The 16120-nt window shown below is 65.2% G+C and carries 19 protein-coding genes; 10 read left to right on the top strand and 9 right to left on the bottom strand.

The window, feature by feature from the left end; translation table 11 throughout:
* Position 1 precedes the first annotated feature (1 nt).
* The 8 genes from ACNI3Q_RS05915 to ACNI3Q_RS05880 are packed head-to-tail and all read right to left on the bottom strand — an operon-like array spanning position 2 to position 5145.
* Entirely contained in the window at positions 2-487 is a 486-nt protein-coding gene (locus tag ACNI3Q_RS05915; RefSeq protein WP_426274826.1) for a PaaI family thioesterase, read from the bottom strand.
* Positions 468-935: a PTS sugar transporter subunit IIA gene (locus tag ACNI3Q_RS05910; protein WP_426274824.1), complete on the bottom strand. Its 468-nt coding sequence runs from the start codon at positions 933-935 to the stop codon at positions 468-470. The genes ACNI3Q_RS05915 and ACNI3Q_RS05910 overlap by 20 nt, the downstream gene beginning before the upstream one ends.
* A gap of 29 nt (positions 936-964) precedes the next feature.
* Complete coding sequence (hpf, locus tag ACNI3Q_RS05905) at positions 965-1558, bottom strand: ribosome hibernation-promoting factor, HPF/YfiA family (protein WP_426274822.1); 594 nt, start codon at positions 1556-1558, stop codon at positions 965-967.
* A gap of 60 nt (positions 1559-1618) precedes the next feature.
* Positions 1619-2311 carry a DNA polymerase III subunit epsilon gene (dnaQ, locus tag ACNI3Q_RS05900; protein ID WP_426274820.1) on the bottom strand — a complete coding sequence of 231 codons (693 nt, stop codon included), beginning with the start codon at positions 2309-2311 and terminating at the stop codon, positions 1619-1621.
* An 8-nt stretch (positions 2312-2319) separates the two neighbouring features.
* Positions 2320-2937, bottom strand: a complete 618-nt coding sequence (coaE, locus tag ACNI3Q_RS05895) for a dephospho-CoA kinase (RefSeq protein WP_426274818.1) — start codon at positions 2935-2937, stop codon at positions 2320-2322.
* Positions 2934-3743: a shikimate dehydrogenase gene (gene aroE, locus ACNI3Q_RS05890; RefSeq protein ID WP_426274817.1), complete on the bottom strand. Its 810-nt coding sequence runs from the start codon at positions 3741-3743 to the stop codon at positions 2934-2936. Before aroE ends, coaE begins: the two co-directional genes overlap by 4 nt.
* Positions 3740-4336, bottom strand: a complete 597-nt coding sequence (locus ACNI3Q_RS05885; protein WP_426274815.1) for a Maf family protein — start codon at positions 4334-4336, stop codon at positions 3740-3742. The genes aroE and ACNI3Q_RS05885 overlap by 4 nt, the downstream gene beginning before the upstream one ends.
* Complete coding sequence (locus tag ACNI3Q_RS05880) at positions 4333-5145, bottom strand: pyruvate, water dikinase regulatory protein (protein WP_426274813.1); 813 nt, start codon at positions 5143-5145, stop codon at positions 4333-4335. Before ACNI3Q_RS05880 ends, ACNI3Q_RS05885 begins: the two co-directional genes overlap by 4 nt.
* 292 nt (positions 5146-5437) lie before the next feature.
* Between ACNI3Q_RS05880 and hemE the strand changes: the two genes are divergently transcribed.
* The 4 genes from hemE (at position 5438) to ACNI3Q_RS05860 (ending at position 9199) form a co-directional block, all read left to right on the top strand.
* Positions 5438-6499, top strand: coding sequence for a uroporphyrinogen decarboxylase (hemE, locus tag ACNI3Q_RS05875; RefSeq protein ID WP_426274811.1), 1062 nt, complete (start codon positions 5438-5440; stop codon positions 6497-6499).
* The gene (locus ACNI3Q_RS05870) at positions 6496-6951 is read left to right on the top strand and encodes a CopD family protein (protein ID WP_426274809.1); all 456 of its coding nucleotides are present in this window, start codon (positions 6496-6498) and stop codon (positions 6949-6951) included. Before hemE ends, ACNI3Q_RS05870 begins: the two co-directional genes overlap by 4 nt.
* A 149-nt stretch (positions 6952-7100) precedes the next feature.
* A complete protein-coding gene (gene rho / locus ACNI3Q_RS05865; protein ID WP_260020802.1) occupies positions 7101-8357 on the top strand; it encodes a transcription termination factor Rho in 1257 nt (418 codons plus the stop codon).
* A gap of 110 nt (positions 8358-8467) precedes the next feature.
* Positions 8468-9199, top strand: a complete 732-nt coding sequence (locus ACNI3Q_RS05860; RefSeq protein ID WP_260020800.1) for a TerC family protein — start codon at positions 8468-8470, stop codon at positions 9197-9199.
* Positions 9200-9251: 52 nt separating this feature from the next.
* On the opposite strand, the gene ACNI3Q_RS05855 is transcribed toward ACNI3Q_RS05860, so the two are convergent.
* Entirely contained in the window at positions 9252-9950 is a 699-nt protein-coding gene (locus ACNI3Q_RS05855) for a dienelactone hydrolase family protein (RefSeq protein ID WP_426274807.1), read from the bottom strand.
* A 347-nt stretch (positions 9951-10297) separates the two neighbouring features.
* On the opposite strand from ACNI3Q_RS05855, the gene ACNI3Q_RS05850 reads away from it, so the two are divergent.
* The 6 genes from ACNI3Q_RS05850 to ACNI3Q_RS05825 all read left to right on the top strand — a co-directional run bounded on the left by ACNI3Q_RS05850 (position 10298) and on the right by ACNI3Q_RS05825 (position 16105).
* Positions 10298-10537, top strand: a complete 240-nt coding sequence (locus tag ACNI3Q_RS05850; protein WP_260020796.1) for a DUF6489 family protein — start codon at positions 10298-10300, stop codon at positions 10535-10537.
* Between the two features lie 36 nt (positions 10538-10573).
* Positions 10574-11863, top strand: a complete 1290-nt coding sequence (gene mnmE / locus ACNI3Q_RS05845) for a tRNA uridine-5-carboxymethylaminomethyl(34) synthesis GTPase MnmE (protein ID WP_426274804.1) — start codon at positions 10574-10576, stop codon at positions 11861-11863.
* Between the two features lie 64 nt (positions 11864-11927).
* On the top strand, positions 11928-13778 hold the full coding sequence (gene mnmG / locus ACNI3Q_RS05840) for a tRNA uridine-5-carboxymethylaminomethyl(34) synthesis enzyme MnmG (protein WP_426274802.1): 1851 nt from the start codon (positions 11928-11930) through the stop codon (positions 13776-13778).
* Positions 13779-13782: 4 nt separating this feature from the next.
* Positions 13783-14400 carry a 16S rRNA (guanine(527)-N(7))-methyltransferase RsmG gene (rsmG, locus tag ACNI3Q_RS05835; protein WP_426274800.1) on the top strand — a complete coding sequence of 206 codons (618 nt, stop codon included), beginning with the start codon at positions 13783-13785 and terminating at the stop codon, positions 14398-14400.
* Positions 14397-15176: a ParA family protein gene (locus ACNI3Q_RS05830; RefSeq protein ID WP_260020792.1), complete on the top strand. Its 780-nt coding sequence runs from the start codon at positions 14397-14399 to the stop codon at positions 15174-15176. Before rsmG ends, ACNI3Q_RS05830 begins: the two co-directional genes overlap by 4 nt.
* The gene (locus tag ACNI3Q_RS05825; RefSeq protein WP_426274797.1) at positions 15173-16105 is read left to right on the top strand and encodes a ParB/RepB/Spo0J family partition protein; all 933 of its coding nucleotides are present in this window, start codon (positions 15173-15175) and stop codon (positions 16103-16105) included. The genes ACNI3Q_RS05830 and ACNI3Q_RS05825 overlap by 4 nt, the downstream gene beginning before the upstream one ends.
* Positions 16106-16120: the final 15 nt, after the last annotated feature.

Below are 16120 nucleotides of genomic sequence, written 5' to 3'. Positions count from 1 at the left end.
GTCAGTCGGCAACGCGATAGCCGGGCAGGGTGGCCAGCGCGATCTGGGACCGCATGAAGGTGCCGGTGCCCCGCGCCGCTTCCTCGCCATCGGCATCGATCAGGCGGGCATCGGCAACATAGACGCGCCGTTCGCCGCTGATCCAGCGGCCCTCGGCAATCACGGGCCCCTTTCGCAACGGGCGGGTGAAGAACAGGTTGAAGCTGGTGGTCAGCAGGAAGCGGTCGCTGACCCGGCTGTTCGCGGCATAGAAGGCGGCATCGTCCAGCATCTTGAAATAGCTGGTGCCGTGCGCCGCGCCCGCCGCGTGGAAATAGCGTTCGTCCAGTTCGAAATGGATGCGCGCCACGCCCAGTTCCGGGATTTCCAGCCGCGACAGGAACAACCGGTTGATGGGGGCAGCGGCATAGAGCGATTCGAGCGCACGAAAATGCGCCGCCGCCCCATGCTGTCCCCCGGCGGCCGGATCAGGCGGCGTCGCGGGCATCAATCGCGTTCAAAAGGGCAAGCATCGCATCGCGCGACTGGGCGCCGCGCAGCTGTTCGCGCACCGTGCGGTCGCGAAAGGTGCGCGACACCAGCGCCAGCGCCTTCAGGTGCCGGGCACCCGATTGATCGGGAGACAGAAGGGCAAAGACCAGATCGACGCCCAGATCATCCACCGCGCCGAAATCGATCGGGGCGGCAAGCTGAACGAACAGGCCGCGCACCTGGCCGATCTGGGGCAGGCGGGCGTGCGGCATTGCAAAGCCGCCGCCAAAGCCCGTCGAACCCAGCTTTTCCCGCTCACCCAGGGCATCAGTCACCAGCCGGGCGTTCAGGCCGAACTGCTGTTCAGCCTGAGTGCCCAAAAACTGGAACAGCGCCTTTCGTGTCGGAATATGGACCCCGGCAAAGACGCAGCCGGGGTCGATCAGATCGGACAGGTTGTGCATGGCGTTAAACTGGTTCTTCCGTCGTTCGGTCAGGCGCGGTTCGGCTCTACCCAGCCAATCGTGCCATCGTGGCGCCGATACACCATGTTGAACGCGCCCGTCCCCACATTCTTGAACAACAGCGCGTTGGTATTGCGCAGATCCAGCATCATCACCGCGTCCGACACGCTGGCATCGGGCACATCGACGCGGGTTTCGGCGATTATCACCGGCGCATCGGCGGGTTCCGGCGTTTCTTCGACATCGTCTGCCGGCACGTTGAACACGGTATAGCCGGCATTGTCATAGGCAAAGGTTTCGGCCGCCGCGATCGCATCGCTGGCATGGCGATCGTTCAGGCGGCGCATGTAGCGGCGAAGCTGCTTTTCAATCTTGTCGGCGGCACCGTCGAACGACAGATGCGCCTCCATCGCCATGTTCGATGCCTTCAGGATCAGCCCCTGCATCACATGGGCGACGACATCACAGGTAAATCCGTTGTCATGCGGCCCGCGGCCGAATGTGACCTGAGCCGACAGCGCGCGCGAGAAATATTTGTCGGCAATTCCCTGAAGCCGGGTCGCGACATGTTCCTTAAGGGCGGCGCCGGTATCGACCTGATGGCCCGAGACACGGATTTCCATGGCATTCTCCAATGATTTTGGACGCTGAACCAGGCGCGACAAGCGGCCCGGAGACAGCCTCTAGTGAACGGTTTCCTCCCCCCAGAGAGGCGAGGTGAGATCGGCAACGAAGCGCCGATGGCGCGCCAGCTCCTCCTCAGAAGGCGCGAAATGACGGGGTGGCCGGACAACCTGTTCGACCAGGGAATCAGAAACGGCGATCGCGTCGCTGCGTTCCTCGGCAAGGCCAAGGCCGATCTGTCGCCCGCCGGACAGTTCGACATAAACCTGGGCCAGAAGCTGCGCATCGAGCAGCGCGCCGTGAAAGGTCCGCCGGCTCTGATCGATGCCGTACCGGGCACACAGCGCATCCAGGCTGTGCTTGGCCCCCGGATGGCGGACGCGGGCAATCGCCTGGGTATCGACCATCCGGTCGAGCGGGACGATGGGGCGGCCGCACAGGCCAAGCTCGCCATTCAGAAAGCCGAAGTCGAACGAGGCGTTATGGGCAACCAGCGGCGCATCGCCGTCGATAAAGGCGAGCAGATCCTCGACAATGTCGGTGAACAGCGGCTTGTCGGCCAGAAAGGCATCGGACAGGCCGTGAACCGCTTGTGCCGCGGCGGGCATGGGCCGTTGCGGGTTCACATAGGCATGAAAGACCCGGCCGGTTTCGACCCGGTTGATCATTTCGACGCACCCGATTTCCACCAGCCGGTCCCCGGCCGAAAAGCTGAGTCCCGTGGTTTCGGTGTCGAAGATGATTTCCCTCATCCCGCAGATTATTCACCCGTCCGGCCCGACAGGCAAGCGATCAGGGCACGCACGGCGTCGCTTGTTTCGGCCAATGTGCCGTCCGTCGGGATAAGATGATCGGCACGCGCCCTTTTTTCCGCATCCGGCATCTGACGCGACAGGATGGCATCGAATTTTTCGGGCGTCATGCCGGGCCGGGCAAGCACGCGCGCGCGCTGAACCGGGGGCGGGGCAGAGACGACGGCGACCATATCCACCTGCGACTCGCCGCTGGTTTCGAACAATAGCGGGATATCGAGCACGACCAGCGGCGCATCGGCGTGCGCGGCCAGAAAGGCGCGGCGCTCCGCCGCCACCGCCGGATGCACGATCCCTTCCAGCCGCCGCATTGCATCGTCGTTGCCGAACACCGTTGCACCCAGCAGCGCCCGGTCGACGCCGCCCGGGCCGGTGGTGCCGGGAAACGCCGCCTCGATCGCGGGCAGGATCGCGCCGCCCGGCCCCTGAAGCGCATGAACGGCGGCATCGGCGTCGAACACCGGCACGCCTTCGTCGCGGAACATCGCGGCCACGGTGGATTTGCCCATGCCGATCGAGCCGGTCAGGCCAAGGATCAGCGGGCCGGTGCGCCGCGATGACGTCATGCGGTCAACAAGGCGCGCAGTTCATCGTCCCGGTCGCGCGGCGGCGCTGCGCCGAAAAACAGTTCGAACGCGATTGCCGCCTGGCCGATCAGCATTTCCAGACCATCCACCGTTTCCAGTCCGCGAGCACGGGCAGCGGCCAGCAGGCCGGTTTCAAGCGGGGCGTAAACCGCGTCATAGACCAGCGCATCGTCGGGCAGCGCGCCGAGATCGACGGACAGCGGCGGCTGGCCGGTCATTCCCAGCGAACTGGCATTGACCAGCAGCGCGACGGGCGGCACCGGCGCATCCAGCGGCAGCACCTGACCCGGCAGGCCGAAGACGGAAAGCAGACCCATCGCCTTGAGCGGGGAACGGTTGAGAACCGTTACCTCGCCCACGCCGGCCTGTTTCAGGGCATAGAGCACGGCCCGCGCCGCGCCGCCCGCGCCGATGACCGCCACGGGCGCACCCTCCAGGTCGAAATCGGCGATGGGGGCATAGAATCCGGCGGCATCGGTGTTGGTGCCGATCACGCTGCCATCGGGCTGACGCAGCAGGGTGTTCATCGCGCCGATGGTGCCGCGAATGTCGCCCGGATCATCGACATGATCCATGATCGCCAGCTTGTGCGGGATGGTGACGTTGCATCCGCGCCAGTCGGGATCGACCAGCGCGGCGGACAGATAATCGCCCAGCCGGTCCGGCGTCACATGGACGGCGCGATAATCGGCATCCAGGCCAAGGGCGTCGATCCAGAACCGGTGGATCATTGGCGATTTGGAATGCGCGATGGGATCGCCGATCACTTCGGCACGGACAGTCATGACGTCATTTCCCCGCGAGTGCGCAGATAATCCAGAATTTGCAGCATCGGCATGCCCAGGATGGTAAAATGGCTGCCCTGAACCCGGGCGAACAGCTGAACCCCCGGCCCCTCCATCCGGTAACAGCCGACACAACCCGCGATGGCGGGCCATTCGGCATCCAGATAGTCCTGAATGAACACCTCGCTCAGCGGGCGCATGGTCAGGCGGGCGCGATCGACGAAGCGCCAGACCGCGCGGCCCTGTTCCGCAATCACGGCGGCGGACCACAGATCATGGGTGCGACCCGACAGCATCCGCAGATGCTCCGCCGCCTGTTCCCGGCTTTCCGGCTTGTCGAGCAGCCGGCCATCGTCGAGCGCGACGACCGAATCCCCGCCCAGCACAAGGGCAGGGGGAATCATCAGGCTGACCTTCACCGCCTTGAGCTCGGCCAGCGCATCGGCGATGTCGCGGGGCGGCGCGGCGCGGGCGATCAGCGCCTGCTTGACGGGATCTTCGTCCACGCCGCTGGCCAGCGCCTCATGCGTCACGCCCGCCGCGGTCAGCATGGCGCGGCGGGACTGGCTGGTCGATGCAAGGACAAGCGTCACGACGGGTTCTGGCGATCCTGATAGAGGGTGACGATGGCGGCGGCCGTTTCCTCGATCGAACGGCGGGTGACGTCGATCACCGGCCAGCCATTGTCGGCGAACATGCGCCGGGCATAGGCGACCTCCCGGCTCACCGCATCCTGATCGACATAGGCGGTTTCGGGCGCCTGATTGAGCGAAAGCAGGCGGTTGCGCCGCACCTGGATCAGCCGTTCCGCACTGGTCGTCAGGCCGACGATCAGCGGCCGGTGCAGGGTGAACAGGGCGGGGGGCGGCGGGCTTTCGATGACGATGGGAATGTTCGCCGTCTTGTACCCGCGATTGGCCAGATAGATGCTGGTCGGCGTTTTTGACGATCGGGACACCCCGGCCAGAAGGATGTCGGCATCCTCCCAATCGTCCCATCCGACGCCGTCGTCATGCGCAATGGTCCATTGAATGGCATCGACGCGCGCGAAATAGGCCGCGTCCAGCGCGTGCTGACGCCCCGGCCGGGCCTTCATTTCCTGACCCAGCAGGCTGGTCAGCGCGTCATTGACCGCATCGAGCGGCGCGACGAGCGGCAGGCCGAGCGCCATGCAGCGGGTTTCCAGCATCCGGCGAATGTCGCGGTTGACCAGCGTGAACAGCACGAGCCCCGGTTTCTGGGCAATTTCCTGAAGGATGCGCTCAAGATGCGTTTCGGAGCGCACCATCGGCCAGAAATGGCGGATCGTCTCGACATCGTCGAACTGCGCAAGCGCGGCCTTTGCGATATTCTCCAGCGTCTCGCCGGTCGAGTCCGAGAGCAGGTGGAGATGCAGTTGCACGGGCGCTGTCGATGCTCCTGTGGATAAGCGGTCGAACAAGCGCTAGCGCAACCCCGCCTTTCCGCCAAGCCGCATCAAGGCGTGGACAACCGGGCGATTGTCCACATCCCCGTCGACAGGGGGATGAGGTTGTCCACAGATTGTGGACGATGTGGACAGAGCGGGTGAATCGCCGCGTTCTCGCCATCCGCCAACGTCAAGCTGTTGGCATTTCCGGCACGAGCGGCTAATTCCGCCCTGTCCACGGACCAACCATCACTTCAACCAGATTCTATTTCTTTTACTTTTATAGATGGGAGAGCCCGCTCTGTCCGATTCCCCGACCGACAAGTCCCTGCTGGCCGTTCTGCGCGGCGAGCGGCGTGATCCTCCCCCCGTCTGGTTCATGCGGCAGGCCGGCCGCTATCTGCCGGAATATCGGGCGTTGCGGGCAGAGAAGGGTGGCTTCCTGGCGCTGGCCATGGATCCGGAGGCGGCGACCGAGATCACCATTCAGCCGATCCGCCGGTTCGGGTTCGACGGCGCGATCCTGTTTTCCGACATTCTGGTGGTGCCGATGGCGCTGGGCCAGAAGCTGTGGTTCGAAACGGGCGAGGGTCCCCGCCTGGCCCCCACGATCACCGATGGCGCGACGCTGGACACGCTGATCGAGGACGCGTCCGCGCTCGACCCCGTTTATGCCACCGTGCGCGGCGTGCGGGCGGCATTGCCGGCCAGCACCACCTTTCTGGGCTTTGCGGGCAGCCCGTGGACCGTTGCGACCTATATGATCGCCGGACAGGGCAGTCGCGAACAGGCCGAGGCGCGGCGGCTGGCCCATGCCGATCCCGGATTGATGCAGGCGCTGGTCGACCGGATCGAGGCGATGACCATCGCCTATCTGGCCAAGCAGATCGAGGCGGGCGTGGATGCGGTGCAGCTGTTCGACAGCTGGGCCGGATCACTCAGCCCCGCCCAGTTCGAACGCTGGGTCATCGCGCCGACCGCGCGGATTGTCGCAGGGTTGAAGGCGCTGCACCCCGATGCGCCGATCATCGCCTTTCCCAAGGGGGCGGGCGGCAAGCTGGCCGCCTATGCCCGCGAAACCGGGGCCGATGCGGTCGGGCTGGACGAAACGGTCGATCCGCGCTGGGCCGCCGCTGCGTTGCCCGCAGGGATGCCGGTGCAGGGCAACCTGGATCCGCTGGCGCTGATTGCGGGCGGCGCGGTGCTGGACGATGCAATTGACGGGATTATCGATGCGCTGGGCGACCGGCCGCACGTCTTCAACCTGGGCCATGGCATCCAGCAGGATACGCCGATCGCTCATGTCGAGCAGGCGCTGGCCAGACTGCGTGGAGGAAAGACGTCGTGACGGGATTTCTGGGCCTTGCCTATCCATGGGTGAAGGCGGCGCATCTGATCTTCGTCATTTTCTGGATGGCCGGGCTGTTCATCCTGCCGCGCTATCTGGTCCATCATCAGGAAGGGCTGGGCGATCCGGCCGAACCGGCGCGCTGGATCGAGCGCGAGGCAAAGCTGCGCAAGATGATCCTGACGCCCAGCCTGATCCTGGTGTGGGTGCTGGGGCTGGTGCTGTCGGCGCATCTGGGCCTGTTCGACGGGCAGCCGGGGCTGGGATGGCTGCATGCCAAGCTGCTGATCGTTGTCCTGCTGTCCGGATATCATGGCTGGGCGGTCGCCTATGCCAAGGGCCTGGCCAAGGGCCGCGCGCCCCTGAAATCCCGCCAGCTGCGGATGCTGAACGAAGTGCCGGCGCTGGCCGTCACGCTGATCGTCATTCTGGCCATCGTCCAGCCTTTCTGATCCGCTTGACGGGGCAGGGCGGGCCGCTTACCTGAAGGGATAGCGGGTGGCGGCCATTCACCGCCCCTGTCCCGCTTTCTTGCCCGCCCAGTGCGCGTTCGTCCTGAACTGCGCCGGCATTTCCCCCCAAGCTCCTACGGATTCATCCGATGCACCTTAAAGATTTGAAAAAGACACCGCCGGCCGAACTGGTCGGCATGGCCGAAGCGCTGGGCGTGGAAAGCGCCTCGACGCTGCGCAAGCAGGATCTGATGTTCGCCATCCTGAAGGCTCAGGCCGATAACGGCGAACAGATCATGGGCGAAGGCACCATCGAAGTGCTGCAGGACGGCTTTGGCTTTCTGCGTTCGCCAGAGGCCAATTATCTGGCCGGCCCCGACGACATCTATGTCAGCCCGAATCAGGTCCGCAAGTTCGGCCTGCGCACCGGCGATACCGTCGAAGGCGAGGTTCGCGCGCCCAAGGACGGCGAACGCTATTTCGCGCTGACCAAGCTGAACAAGGTCAATTTCGACGATCCGGATGCGGTGCGCCACCGCGTCAATTTCGACAACCTGACCCCGCTTTATCCCGATCAGAAGCTGAAGCTGGACCCGTTCGACCCGACGCAGAAGGACAAGTCCGCCCGCGTCATCGATATCGTCAGCCCACAGGGCAAGGGTCAGCGCACGCTGATCGTCGCGCCGCCGCGCGTCGGCAAGACGGTGATGCTGCAGAACATCGCCAAGGCGATCACCGACAACCACCCCGAGGTGTTTCTGCTGGTCCTGCTGATCGACGAGCGGCCCGAGGAAGTGACCGACATGCAGCGCAGCGTGAAGGGCGAGGTGGTCAGCTCGACCTTTGACGAGCCCGCCACGCGTCACGTGCAGGTCGCCGAAATGGTCATCGAAAAGGCCAAGCGCCTGGTCGAGCACAAGAAGGATGTCGTCATCCTGCTTGATTCGATCACCCGGCTTGGTCGCGCCTACAACACCGTTGTCCCGTCATCGGGCAAGGTGCTGACCGGCGGCGTCGATGCCAATGCGCTGCAGCGGCCCAAGCGGTTCTTTGGTGCGGCCCGCAACATCGAAGAGGGCGGTTCGCTGTCCATCATCGCCACCGCGCTGATCGATACCGGGTCCAAGATGGACGAAGTAATCTTTGAAGAGTTCAAGGGCACGGGCAATTCGGAAATCGTGCTGGACCGCAAGGTCGCCGACAAGCGCATTTTCCCGGCGATGGACGTCGGCAAGTCCGGCACCCGCAAGGAAGAGCTGCTGGTCGACAAGTCCAAGCTGTCCAAGATGTGGGTCCTGCGCCGCATCCTGATGCAGATGGGCACCACCGACGCCATGGACTTCCTGCTCGACAAGATGAAGGATTCCAAGTCGAACGACGATTTCTTCGATTCCATGAATCAGTGATGCGTTTTTGCAGGGGATGGCACCATCGCCTGCAACCCATAGAAGCCAGCAATGTTCAGACGATGGCGGTTCCGCTTGGCGGTGGCCGCCATCGTCATTAGGAGCGCGGAATGCTCGATCTGTTCTATCACGCTGCCGTTGCCGCCCAGGGGCTGGGGTCGCCCGCCGACATCTGGGCCAACATCGTCAAGGATTTTTCCAACCTGGGTGAGCCGGCGGCGCTGGCTGCATTCGGTTCGGTGCTGATGATCGACCTGGTGCTGGCCGGCGACAATGCGATCGTCGTCGGTGCGCTGGCCGCCGGATTGCCCGCGGATCAGCGCAAGAAGGTGATCCTGATCGGCATTGGCGCGGCGCTGGTGCTGCGCATCGCCTTTGCGCTGATCGTCAGCTGGCTGATGGGCATTGTGGGCCTGATCTTTGCCGGCGGCCTGTTGCTGTTGTGGGTCAGCTGGAAATTCTGGCGGGAAATCCGCGAGGGTGCTGGGCAAAGCGCCGGATCGCCGGAAGTGTCCGGAGACGAGGATTCCGGACTGAAGCCCGCCAAGAGCTTTGTCGGCGCGGCATGGGCCGTGGCGGTTGCCGATGTGTCGATGAGCCTGGACAATGTGCTGGCCGTCGCCGGTGCGGCGCGCGAGCATCCGGGCATCCTGGTCGTCGGCCTGTTGCTGTCGGTGGCGCTGATGGGCCTGGCCGCCAATGCCATCGCCCAGTTGATCGACCGGTATCGCTGGATCGCCTATATCGGCCTGGCGGTGATCGTGTTCGTGGCGTTCCGCATGATCTATGAAGGATGGGTCGGCGGCGGTGAAACGCCGGGTATCCTGAGCCTGTTCGCCTGAGGCACCGGCATGGAATGGGGCGGCGGATGATCCCGCCGCCCTTTTCATTGGATCAGCCGATATGGCTGGCGAAGAATTCGGCGGTCCGCTGATCCGCCATCTGCGCCGCGCTTTCCGAACGACGCTTTCCCATTTCGGTGGCAAAGCCGTGATCTTCGCCCGGATAGTCGTGCAGGACGACATTCGGATGATCGCCGAGGCCCGCGTGCATTGCGGCCTGAACATCGGCGGGGACGAACCCGTCATTGCCGGCGATGTGCAGCATCAGCGGCCGTGAAATCGCCTGGCTTTCGTTCAGCAGATTGTCGATGCCGACCGCGTAATAGCCGACGGTTGCATCCACATCCGTCCGTGCCGCCGTCATATAGGCAAGTCGCCCGCCAAGGCAGTAGCCGACCGCGCCGACCTTGCCGCCGCCAATCCGTTCGCGCGCCGCGTCGATCGTCGCCTTGATATCGTGAATGCCGCGATTCTGATCGAACTGACCCATCAGATCGAGCGCGCGCTGAAATTCCGGTTCGACATCGGGATCCAGCTCGATCCCCGGTTCCAGCCGCCAGAACAGATCCGGCGCGATCGCCAGATACCCGGCCTCTGCCAGCCGATCGCATTTGCGGCGGATACCGGCATTGACGCCGAAAATCTCCTGAATCACCACGATTGCACCGCGCGGCGTGCCGGCCGGTTCGGCGAGATAGGCATTGAAGCTGCCCGTGCCGTCCAGCGGCTGAATGGCGATCGTTCCTGTCATGAGCATACTCCGATTGGGATGCCGCTCGCCTGGGGGGCGGCGGTCGGGGGGGGGAAGACGCCAACGACTATGGGAAGCGGCATGGAGCCAGACAATGGCGGGCGCGTCGATGGCGCCGGATTTTGCGGCGGGGCCATGCGCAGGGGCTGTGGATAAGTTGCGGATACCATGAGGACAGGCTCCGGACAGTCCAGTGCACAGGCAGATCAAGCCATTGAACAGTCACGGTTTTGCCGTGAATGAACACGGGATCGGGCATTGGCATTGCGCAGACGTTCCTTTCCCGCGCATAGTCGGTGTTCATCGCCGGGTTCGTCCGGCACAGATGCTGTTCCGAAAGGCCGCCGATGAAGATCAATGTCGAGGTCGATTGCACGCCCGAGGAAGCCCGGCGCGCCATGGGCCTTCCCGATTTCACTCCCGTCCATGATCGATACATCGCGATGATGGTCGACACGCTGGAAAAGGGGGCGAGCCCCGAACTGATGGAACAGATGATGCGCAGCTGGAGCCCGATGGGCGAGGCGGGCCTGAATTTCTGGCGCGGGATGTTCGAGGCGGGCATGGGTGGAAAGCGCGACGGCTGAATTCGCACCATCGTGCCGATCGGCTAAGGCCAGCGCATGACGGACACCATTTTCGCCCTGTCGAGCGGGATGCCGCCCGCGGCCATCGGCGTTATCCGGATCAGCGGTCCCGATGCGATGGCGTCGGTCGCTGCGCTGACCACGCGCCTGCCCGAGGCGCGCCGGGCGGCGCTGCGCCGGTTGACCGATCCGGCGGATGGATCGCCGCTGGACGATGCGCTGATCCTGATTTTTCCCGGTCCCGCGACAGCGACGGGGGAGGATCTGGCCGAGCTGCACGTCCATGGCGGCCGCGCGGTGGTGGCCCGAATCGAGGCGGTGCTGGCGGCCATGCCGGGATTGCGGCGAGCGGAGCCGGGCGAGTTTACCCGGCGGGCGCTGGCCAATGGTCGCATCGACCTGACCGAAGCGGAAGGGCTGGGCGATCTGCTCTCCGCTGAAACGGAGAGCCAGCGGCGGGCCGCACTGGCCAGTGCCGAAGGTGCCGTGCGTCGGCGGGTGGAGGGGTGGCAGGCACGGCTGCTGACCCTGTCCGCCGGGATCGAGGCAGTGCTGGATCATGGCGATGAGGGTGATGTGGATGCCGACCCGGCCGCGCTGGATGCGATCCGGACGGGTGCGGCATCGCTGGCGGACGAGATGGCGGCGGTGCTTGCCAACCCGCCGGTCGAACGATTGCGCGACGGCATCCGGGTCGTGCTAGCCGGGCCGCCCAATGCCGGCAAATCGACGCTGATCAATGCGCTGACCCAGCGGGACGCGGCCATTGTTTCCCCCATCGCCGGCACGACGCGCGACCGGATCGAGGTGCCGGTGCAGCGCGGCGGGCTGGCCTGGCTGTTCACCGATACCGCCGGGCTGGCAAAGGCGACCGAAGATGCGATCGAAGCCATCGGCATCGAGCGGTCGTTGAGCGCGATGGCGGCAGCCGACATCCTGTTGTGGCTGGGCGATGGGCCGTCGCCGGTTGTGGACGCGGTGCTGATTCACGCCCGGTCGGATGTGCCGGGTCGAGCAGAGGTGCCGGAAGGGCGCATCCCCCTGTCCGCCGCGCGGGGCGAGGGGCTGGACGCACTCTGGGCCGAGCTGGACCGACGGGCCGGGGCGCTGGTGCCCAGGCTGGACGAGACGGTGCTGAACCGGCGACAGGCGGCGTTGATCGGGGGTGCCGCCGATCATGTCCGTTCAGCAAGTACGGCGTTCGATCCGTTGATCCTGGCGGAGGAGCTTCGCGCGGCACGGCTCGCCTTTGATCGGGTGACGGGGCGGGCGGATACGGAGGCGATGCTGGACATGCTGTTCAGCCGGTTCTGCATCGGCAAGTGATGTTTCACGTGAAACACTCAACCCGATTTTGACCCGACCGCCAAGCTGCGATAACGGCGGTGGCATGAGCACATTCGACGTAATCGTGATCGGTGGCGGCCATGCCGGAACCGAGGCGGCGGCCATGGCCGCCCGTCGCGGTGCGCGCACTGCACTGGTCAGTTTTGACCTGTCGAAACTGGGTGCGATGTCGTGCAACCCCGCAATTGGCGGGTTGGGCAAGGGACATCTGGTCCGGGAAGTCGATGCGCTGGACGGCCTGATCGCCCGGGCGGCGGACCTGGCGGCGATCCATTACCGTTTGCTCAACCGCAGCAAGGGGGCGGCGGTTCAGGGGCCACGCGTGCAGGCCGACCGGGTGCGCTATGCCGCCGCCATCCAGTCCATGCTGAAGGCGCAGCGCGGGCTGACCCTGATCGAGGGGGAGGCCGAGGCGCTGATCCGCCATCCGGATGGCGCGGCGGCCGGTATCCGACTTGCCGACGGGCGCGAATTGCTGGCCCCGGCGATCGTGCTGGCCACGGGTACCTTTCTGGGCGGGCGAATCTTTCGGGGCGAGGAACGGGGTACGGGCGGGCGCGTCGATGAACGGTCGGCGATCGAGCTGGGCCGGCAGTTGCGCGAACAGGGGCTGCCGCTCGCTCGGCTGAAGACCGGAACGCCGCCGCGCCTGGACGGGCGGACGATCGACTGGGCGGTGCTCGACGAACAGCCGTCGGACGATGATCATTGGACGATGTCGCCGATGACGACGGGCGGGCGGCCGCTGCCCCAGCTATTCTGTGCGATGACGCGGACCACGGCAGAAAGTCACGAGATCATCCGGGCGTCGCTGGACCGATCGCCATTGTTCACGGGTGCCATCGGGGCGGCCGGTCCGCGTTACTGCCCGTCGATCGAGGACAAGATCCACCGCTTTGGCGATCGCGACGGGCATCAGGTGTTTCTGGAGCCGGAAGGGTTGGACAGCCATCTGGTCTATCCCAACGGCATCTCGACATCGCTGCCCACCGATGTTCAGCTGGCCATGGTGCGATCCATGCCGGGCTTGGCGCGGGCAGAGATCGTGACGCCGGGATATGCGGTGGAATATGACTATGTCGATCCACGGGCGCTGGATCACCGGCTGGCGTTGCAGGCGATCCCGGGGCTGTTCTGTGCCGGGCAGATCAATGGCACGACGGGGTATGAGGAAGCGGCGGGGCAGGGGCTGATCGCGGGGGCCAATGCGGCGGCCCATGCGCTGACCATCGAACCACTGCTGCTGGACCGGGCGACCAGTTATCTGGCCGTGATGATCGACGATCTGGTGATTCAGGGGGTGACCGAACCCTATCGGATGCTGACCGCGCGTGCCGAATACCGGTTGCGCCTGCGTGCCGATAATGCGGAGGGGCGGCTTGGCCCGATCGGTCGGGCGCTGGGTTGCCTGTCGCCGGAGCGGATCCGTCACCTGGACGCGCGCGAAGCGGCGCTGGCGGACATCCGGGCGGCTTTCGACACGCGGATGACGGCGGCTCAGCTGGCGGCGCTTGGGCTGGCCGTGGCACAGGACGGTGCGCGAAAGCCGGTCAGCGAGTGGCTGCGGCTGAATGACGTCACCATCGATCAATTGCTGCCGGGGTGCCGCGAGCAGCATGATCCGGCGCTATTGTCCGAAGCGGTCGAGGATGCGCGCTACGCCCCCTATCTGGAGCGACAGGAGGCGGAGATTGCTGCGCTGAGGGCAAGCGAGAATGAGCCGCTGGCCGCGACGTTCGATTTTGCCGCAGTGCCCGGCCTGTCGCTGGAAATGATCGAGCGATTGGGCAAGGCGCGGCCCCGGACTATGGGTGAGGCATCGCGCATCCGCGGGATCACCCCCGCCGCGTTGGCGGCGATCCATCTGCACGCACGACGCAGAGCGGCGGCGTAGCGCGATGGATGAAGCACAGGCCCGGCAATGGCTGCGCCACCGATTCGGTGTTTCACGTGAAACAACACTCGACCGGTTCGTCGAGATGGTGCGCGACGAGGCAGGTCGCCAGAACCTGATCGCGCGGTCGACGCTGGATCAGTTGTGGCACCGCCATATCGTCGATTCGGCGCAGCTGCTGGACCATGCCACGGGTGTCGACGGATTGTGGATCGATATCGGCACCGGGGCCGGGCTGCCCGGAATCGTCATCGCCATTCTGCGTGACGGGCCGATCCGCATGGTCGAGCCGCGCCGCCGCCGGGTCGAGTTTCTGAACGAGGTGGTCGGTTCGCTTGGCCTGAACAATGCCGAGGTCGTCCTGGGCCGGATCGAGACTGCGCCGCGCACCGGCCCCGCCGCGATCATTTCTGCGCGTGCCGTCGCCGGGTTGCCGGAACTTTTCGCCGGGGCGCAGGGCAATGCCGATCAATCCACATTGTGGATCCTGCCAAAGGGACAAAGCGCGCAATCCGAGGTGGCGGCCGCGCGCGGCACATGGCAAGGTGTGTTCCACGTGGAACCAAGCATCACTGATCCTCAATCCGGCATCGTGATCGCCAACAAGGTCAGGCCCCGATGATCTGCATCACCATCGCCAATCAAAAGGGTGGCGTGGGCAAGACAACGACAGCGATCAATGTCGGTACCGCATTGGCGGCGACCGGATCGCGGGTGCTGCTGATCGATCTGGACCCGCAGGGCAATGCCTCCACCGGCCTTGGCGTGCCCAAGGCGGAGCGGGAATATTCGACCTATGACCTGTTGATCGGAGAGGCGACGCTGGATCAGGCAGCGGTCGCGACCAAGGTGCCGCGGCTGGATATCGTCCCGGCAACGGTCGACCTGTCCGGCGCGGAAATCGAGCTGATCGATTTCGAGGCGCGCACGCATCGGCTGGATCAGGCGATTGCCCGCAGTGCCGATCGCTGGGACGTGGCATTGATCGATTGCCCACCCTCGCTTGGCCTGTTGACGATCAACGCGATGGTCGCTGCCCATGCGTTGCTAGTGCCGTTGCAGTGCGAATTCTTTGCGCTTGAGGGGTTGAGTCAGTTGCTCAGCACGGTCGAGCGCATCCGGGCCCGGTTCAATCCGGGGCTGTCGATCCTGGGCGTCGTGCTGACCATGTACGACCGGCGCAACCGCCTGACCGAACAGGTGTCGGACGATGTGCGGCAGGTGCTGGGCAAGGTGGTGTTCGACACGGTGATCCCGCGCAACGTCCGCCTGTCCGAAGCGCCGAGCCATGGGCTGCCCGCGCTGATCTATGATTATCGCTGTGCCGGGTCGGAGGCGTATATCGCGCTGGCCCGTGAACTGATTGCCCGTCTTCCCAAACCCGCAAAGGCCGCATGACCGATCCCGACACCACGCCCGCACCGCCCCGCAAACCCCGTACCGGCCTGGGCCGTGGACTGGGCGCCCTGCTGGGTGAGGCGCCGACCCCGGAAAAGCCGGAAGTCCCCGGCAGCCCGCGGGCTGGCGGCGGTGTGCGCATGCTGCCGGTCAGCGCGCTGTCGCCGCATCCCGAACAGCCGCGCCGCCATTTCGACGAATCGGCGCTGGACGAACTGGCCCAGTCGATCGCCGCGCGCGGGATCGTTCAGCCGATCGTGGTCCGCCCGCATGGCAAGGATTATCAGATCGTCGCCGGGGAACGCCGCTGGCGCGCTGCACAGCGGGCACGGCTGCACGAAGTGCCGGTCATTGTCCGCGATCTGGACGATGCGGCCACGCTGGAAATCGCGCTGGTCGAGAATATCCAGCGGCAGGACCTGAACGCGATCGAAGAGGCGGATGCCTATGCCAAGCTGATCGAACAGTTCGGCCATACCCAGGATGCGCTGGCAAAGATTGTCCACAAATCGCGCAGCCATGTTGCCAATCTGCTCCGCCTGCTCGACTTGCCGGCAGAGGTGCAGCGCCATGTGATCGAGGGACGATTGAGCATGGGCCATGCCCGTGCGCTGCTGGCGGCGGAAGATGCTGAAACGCTGGCGGCTGACGTGATCGCGCGCGGGCTGTCGGTTCGCGACACGGAAAAGCTGGTCAAGGGCGGCAAGACCGGCGGCGACGGGAAAGGTGGCGGCGCGAGCAGCGGTGCGCGTGGCGAGCCGGGGGGCATGAACGCCGACCTTGCCGCGCTGGAGCAGCATCTGGGCGATGCGCTGGGCCTGAAGGTGCGGATCGTGCACGGGCAGGGTGGCGGCACGCTGACCATCGATTATGCGACGCTGGATCAGCTCGACATGGTTTGCCAGCGACTGACGGGCGATAAATTCTAATAATTACAACAGGTT

The organism is Sphingomonas eleionomae (genome assembly GCF_049889035.1).
Classification (GTDB): domain Bacteria; phylum Pseudomonadota; class Alphaproteobacteria; order Sphingomonadales; family Sphingomonadaceae; genus Sphingomonas.
This window is presented reverse-complemented; position numbering and strand designations above follow the sequence as displayed.

Excerpts from the sequence above, each read along its gene's own strand:
- ACNI3Q_RS05825 (WP_426274797.1), top strand. The coding sequence starts at position 15,173 with ATGACCGATCCCGACACCACGCCCGCACCGCCCCGCAAACCCCGTACC.
- ACNI3Q_RS05910 (WP_426274824.1), bottom strand. The coding sequence starts at position 935 with ATGCACAACCTGTCCGATCTGATCGACCCCGGCTGCGTCTTTGCCGGG.
- mnmE (WP_426274804.1), top strand. The coding sequence starts at position 10,574 with ATGACGGACACCATTTTCGCCCTGTCGAGCGGGATGCCGCCCGCGGCC.
- ACNI3Q_RS05860 (WP_260020800.1), top strand. The coding sequence starts at position 8,468 with ATGCTCGATCTGTTCTATCACGCTGCCGTTGCCGCCCAGGGGCTGGGG.
- ACNI3Q_RS05855 (WP_426274807.1), bottom strand. The coding sequence starts at position 9,950 with ATGACAGGAACGATCGCCATTCAGCCGCTGGACGGCACGGGCAGCTTC.
- coaE (WP_426274818.1), bottom strand. The coding sequence starts at position 2,937 with ATGACGTCATCGCGGCGCACCGGCCCGCTGATCCTTGGCCTGACCGGC.
- ACNI3Q_RS05915 (WP_426274826.1), bottom strand. The coding sequence starts at position 487 with ATGCCCGCGACGCCGCCTGATCCGGCCGCCGGGGGACAGCATGGGGCG.
- ACNI3Q_RS05830 (WP_260020792.1), top strand. The coding sequence starts at position 14,397 with ATGATCTGCATCACCATCGCCAATCAAAAGGGTGGCGTGGGCAAGACA.
- hemE (WP_426274811.1), top strand. The coding sequence starts at position 5,438 with ATGGGAGAGCCCGCTCTGTCCGATTCCCCGACCGACAAGTCCCTGCTG.
- hpf (WP_426274822.1), bottom strand. The coding sequence starts at position 1,558 with ATGGAAATCCGTGTCTCGGGCCATCAGGTCGATACCGGCGCCGCCCTT.
- aroE (WP_426274817.1), bottom strand. The coding sequence starts at position 3,743 with ATGACTGTCCGTGCCGAAGTGATCGGCGATCCCATCGCGCATTCCAAA.
- dnaQ (WP_426274820.1), bottom strand. The coding sequence starts at position 2,311 with ATGAGGGAAATCATCTTCGACACCGAAACCACGGGACTCAGCTTTTCG.
- mnmG (WP_426274802.1), top strand. The coding sequence starts at position 11,928 with ATGAGCACATTCGACGTAATCGTGATCGGTGGCGGCCATGCCGGAACC.
- rsmG (WP_426274800.1), top strand. The coding sequence starts at position 13,783 with ATGGATGAAGCACAGGCCCGGCAATGGCTGCGCCACCGATTCGGTGTT.
- rho (WP_260020802.1), top strand. The coding sequence starts at position 7,101 with ATGCACCTTAAAGATTTGAAAAAGACACCGCCGGCCGAACTGGTCGGC.
- ACNI3Q_RS05850 (WP_260020796.1), top strand. The coding sequence starts at position 10,298 with ATGAAGATCAATGTCGAGGTCGATTGCACGCCCGAGGAAGCCCGGCGC.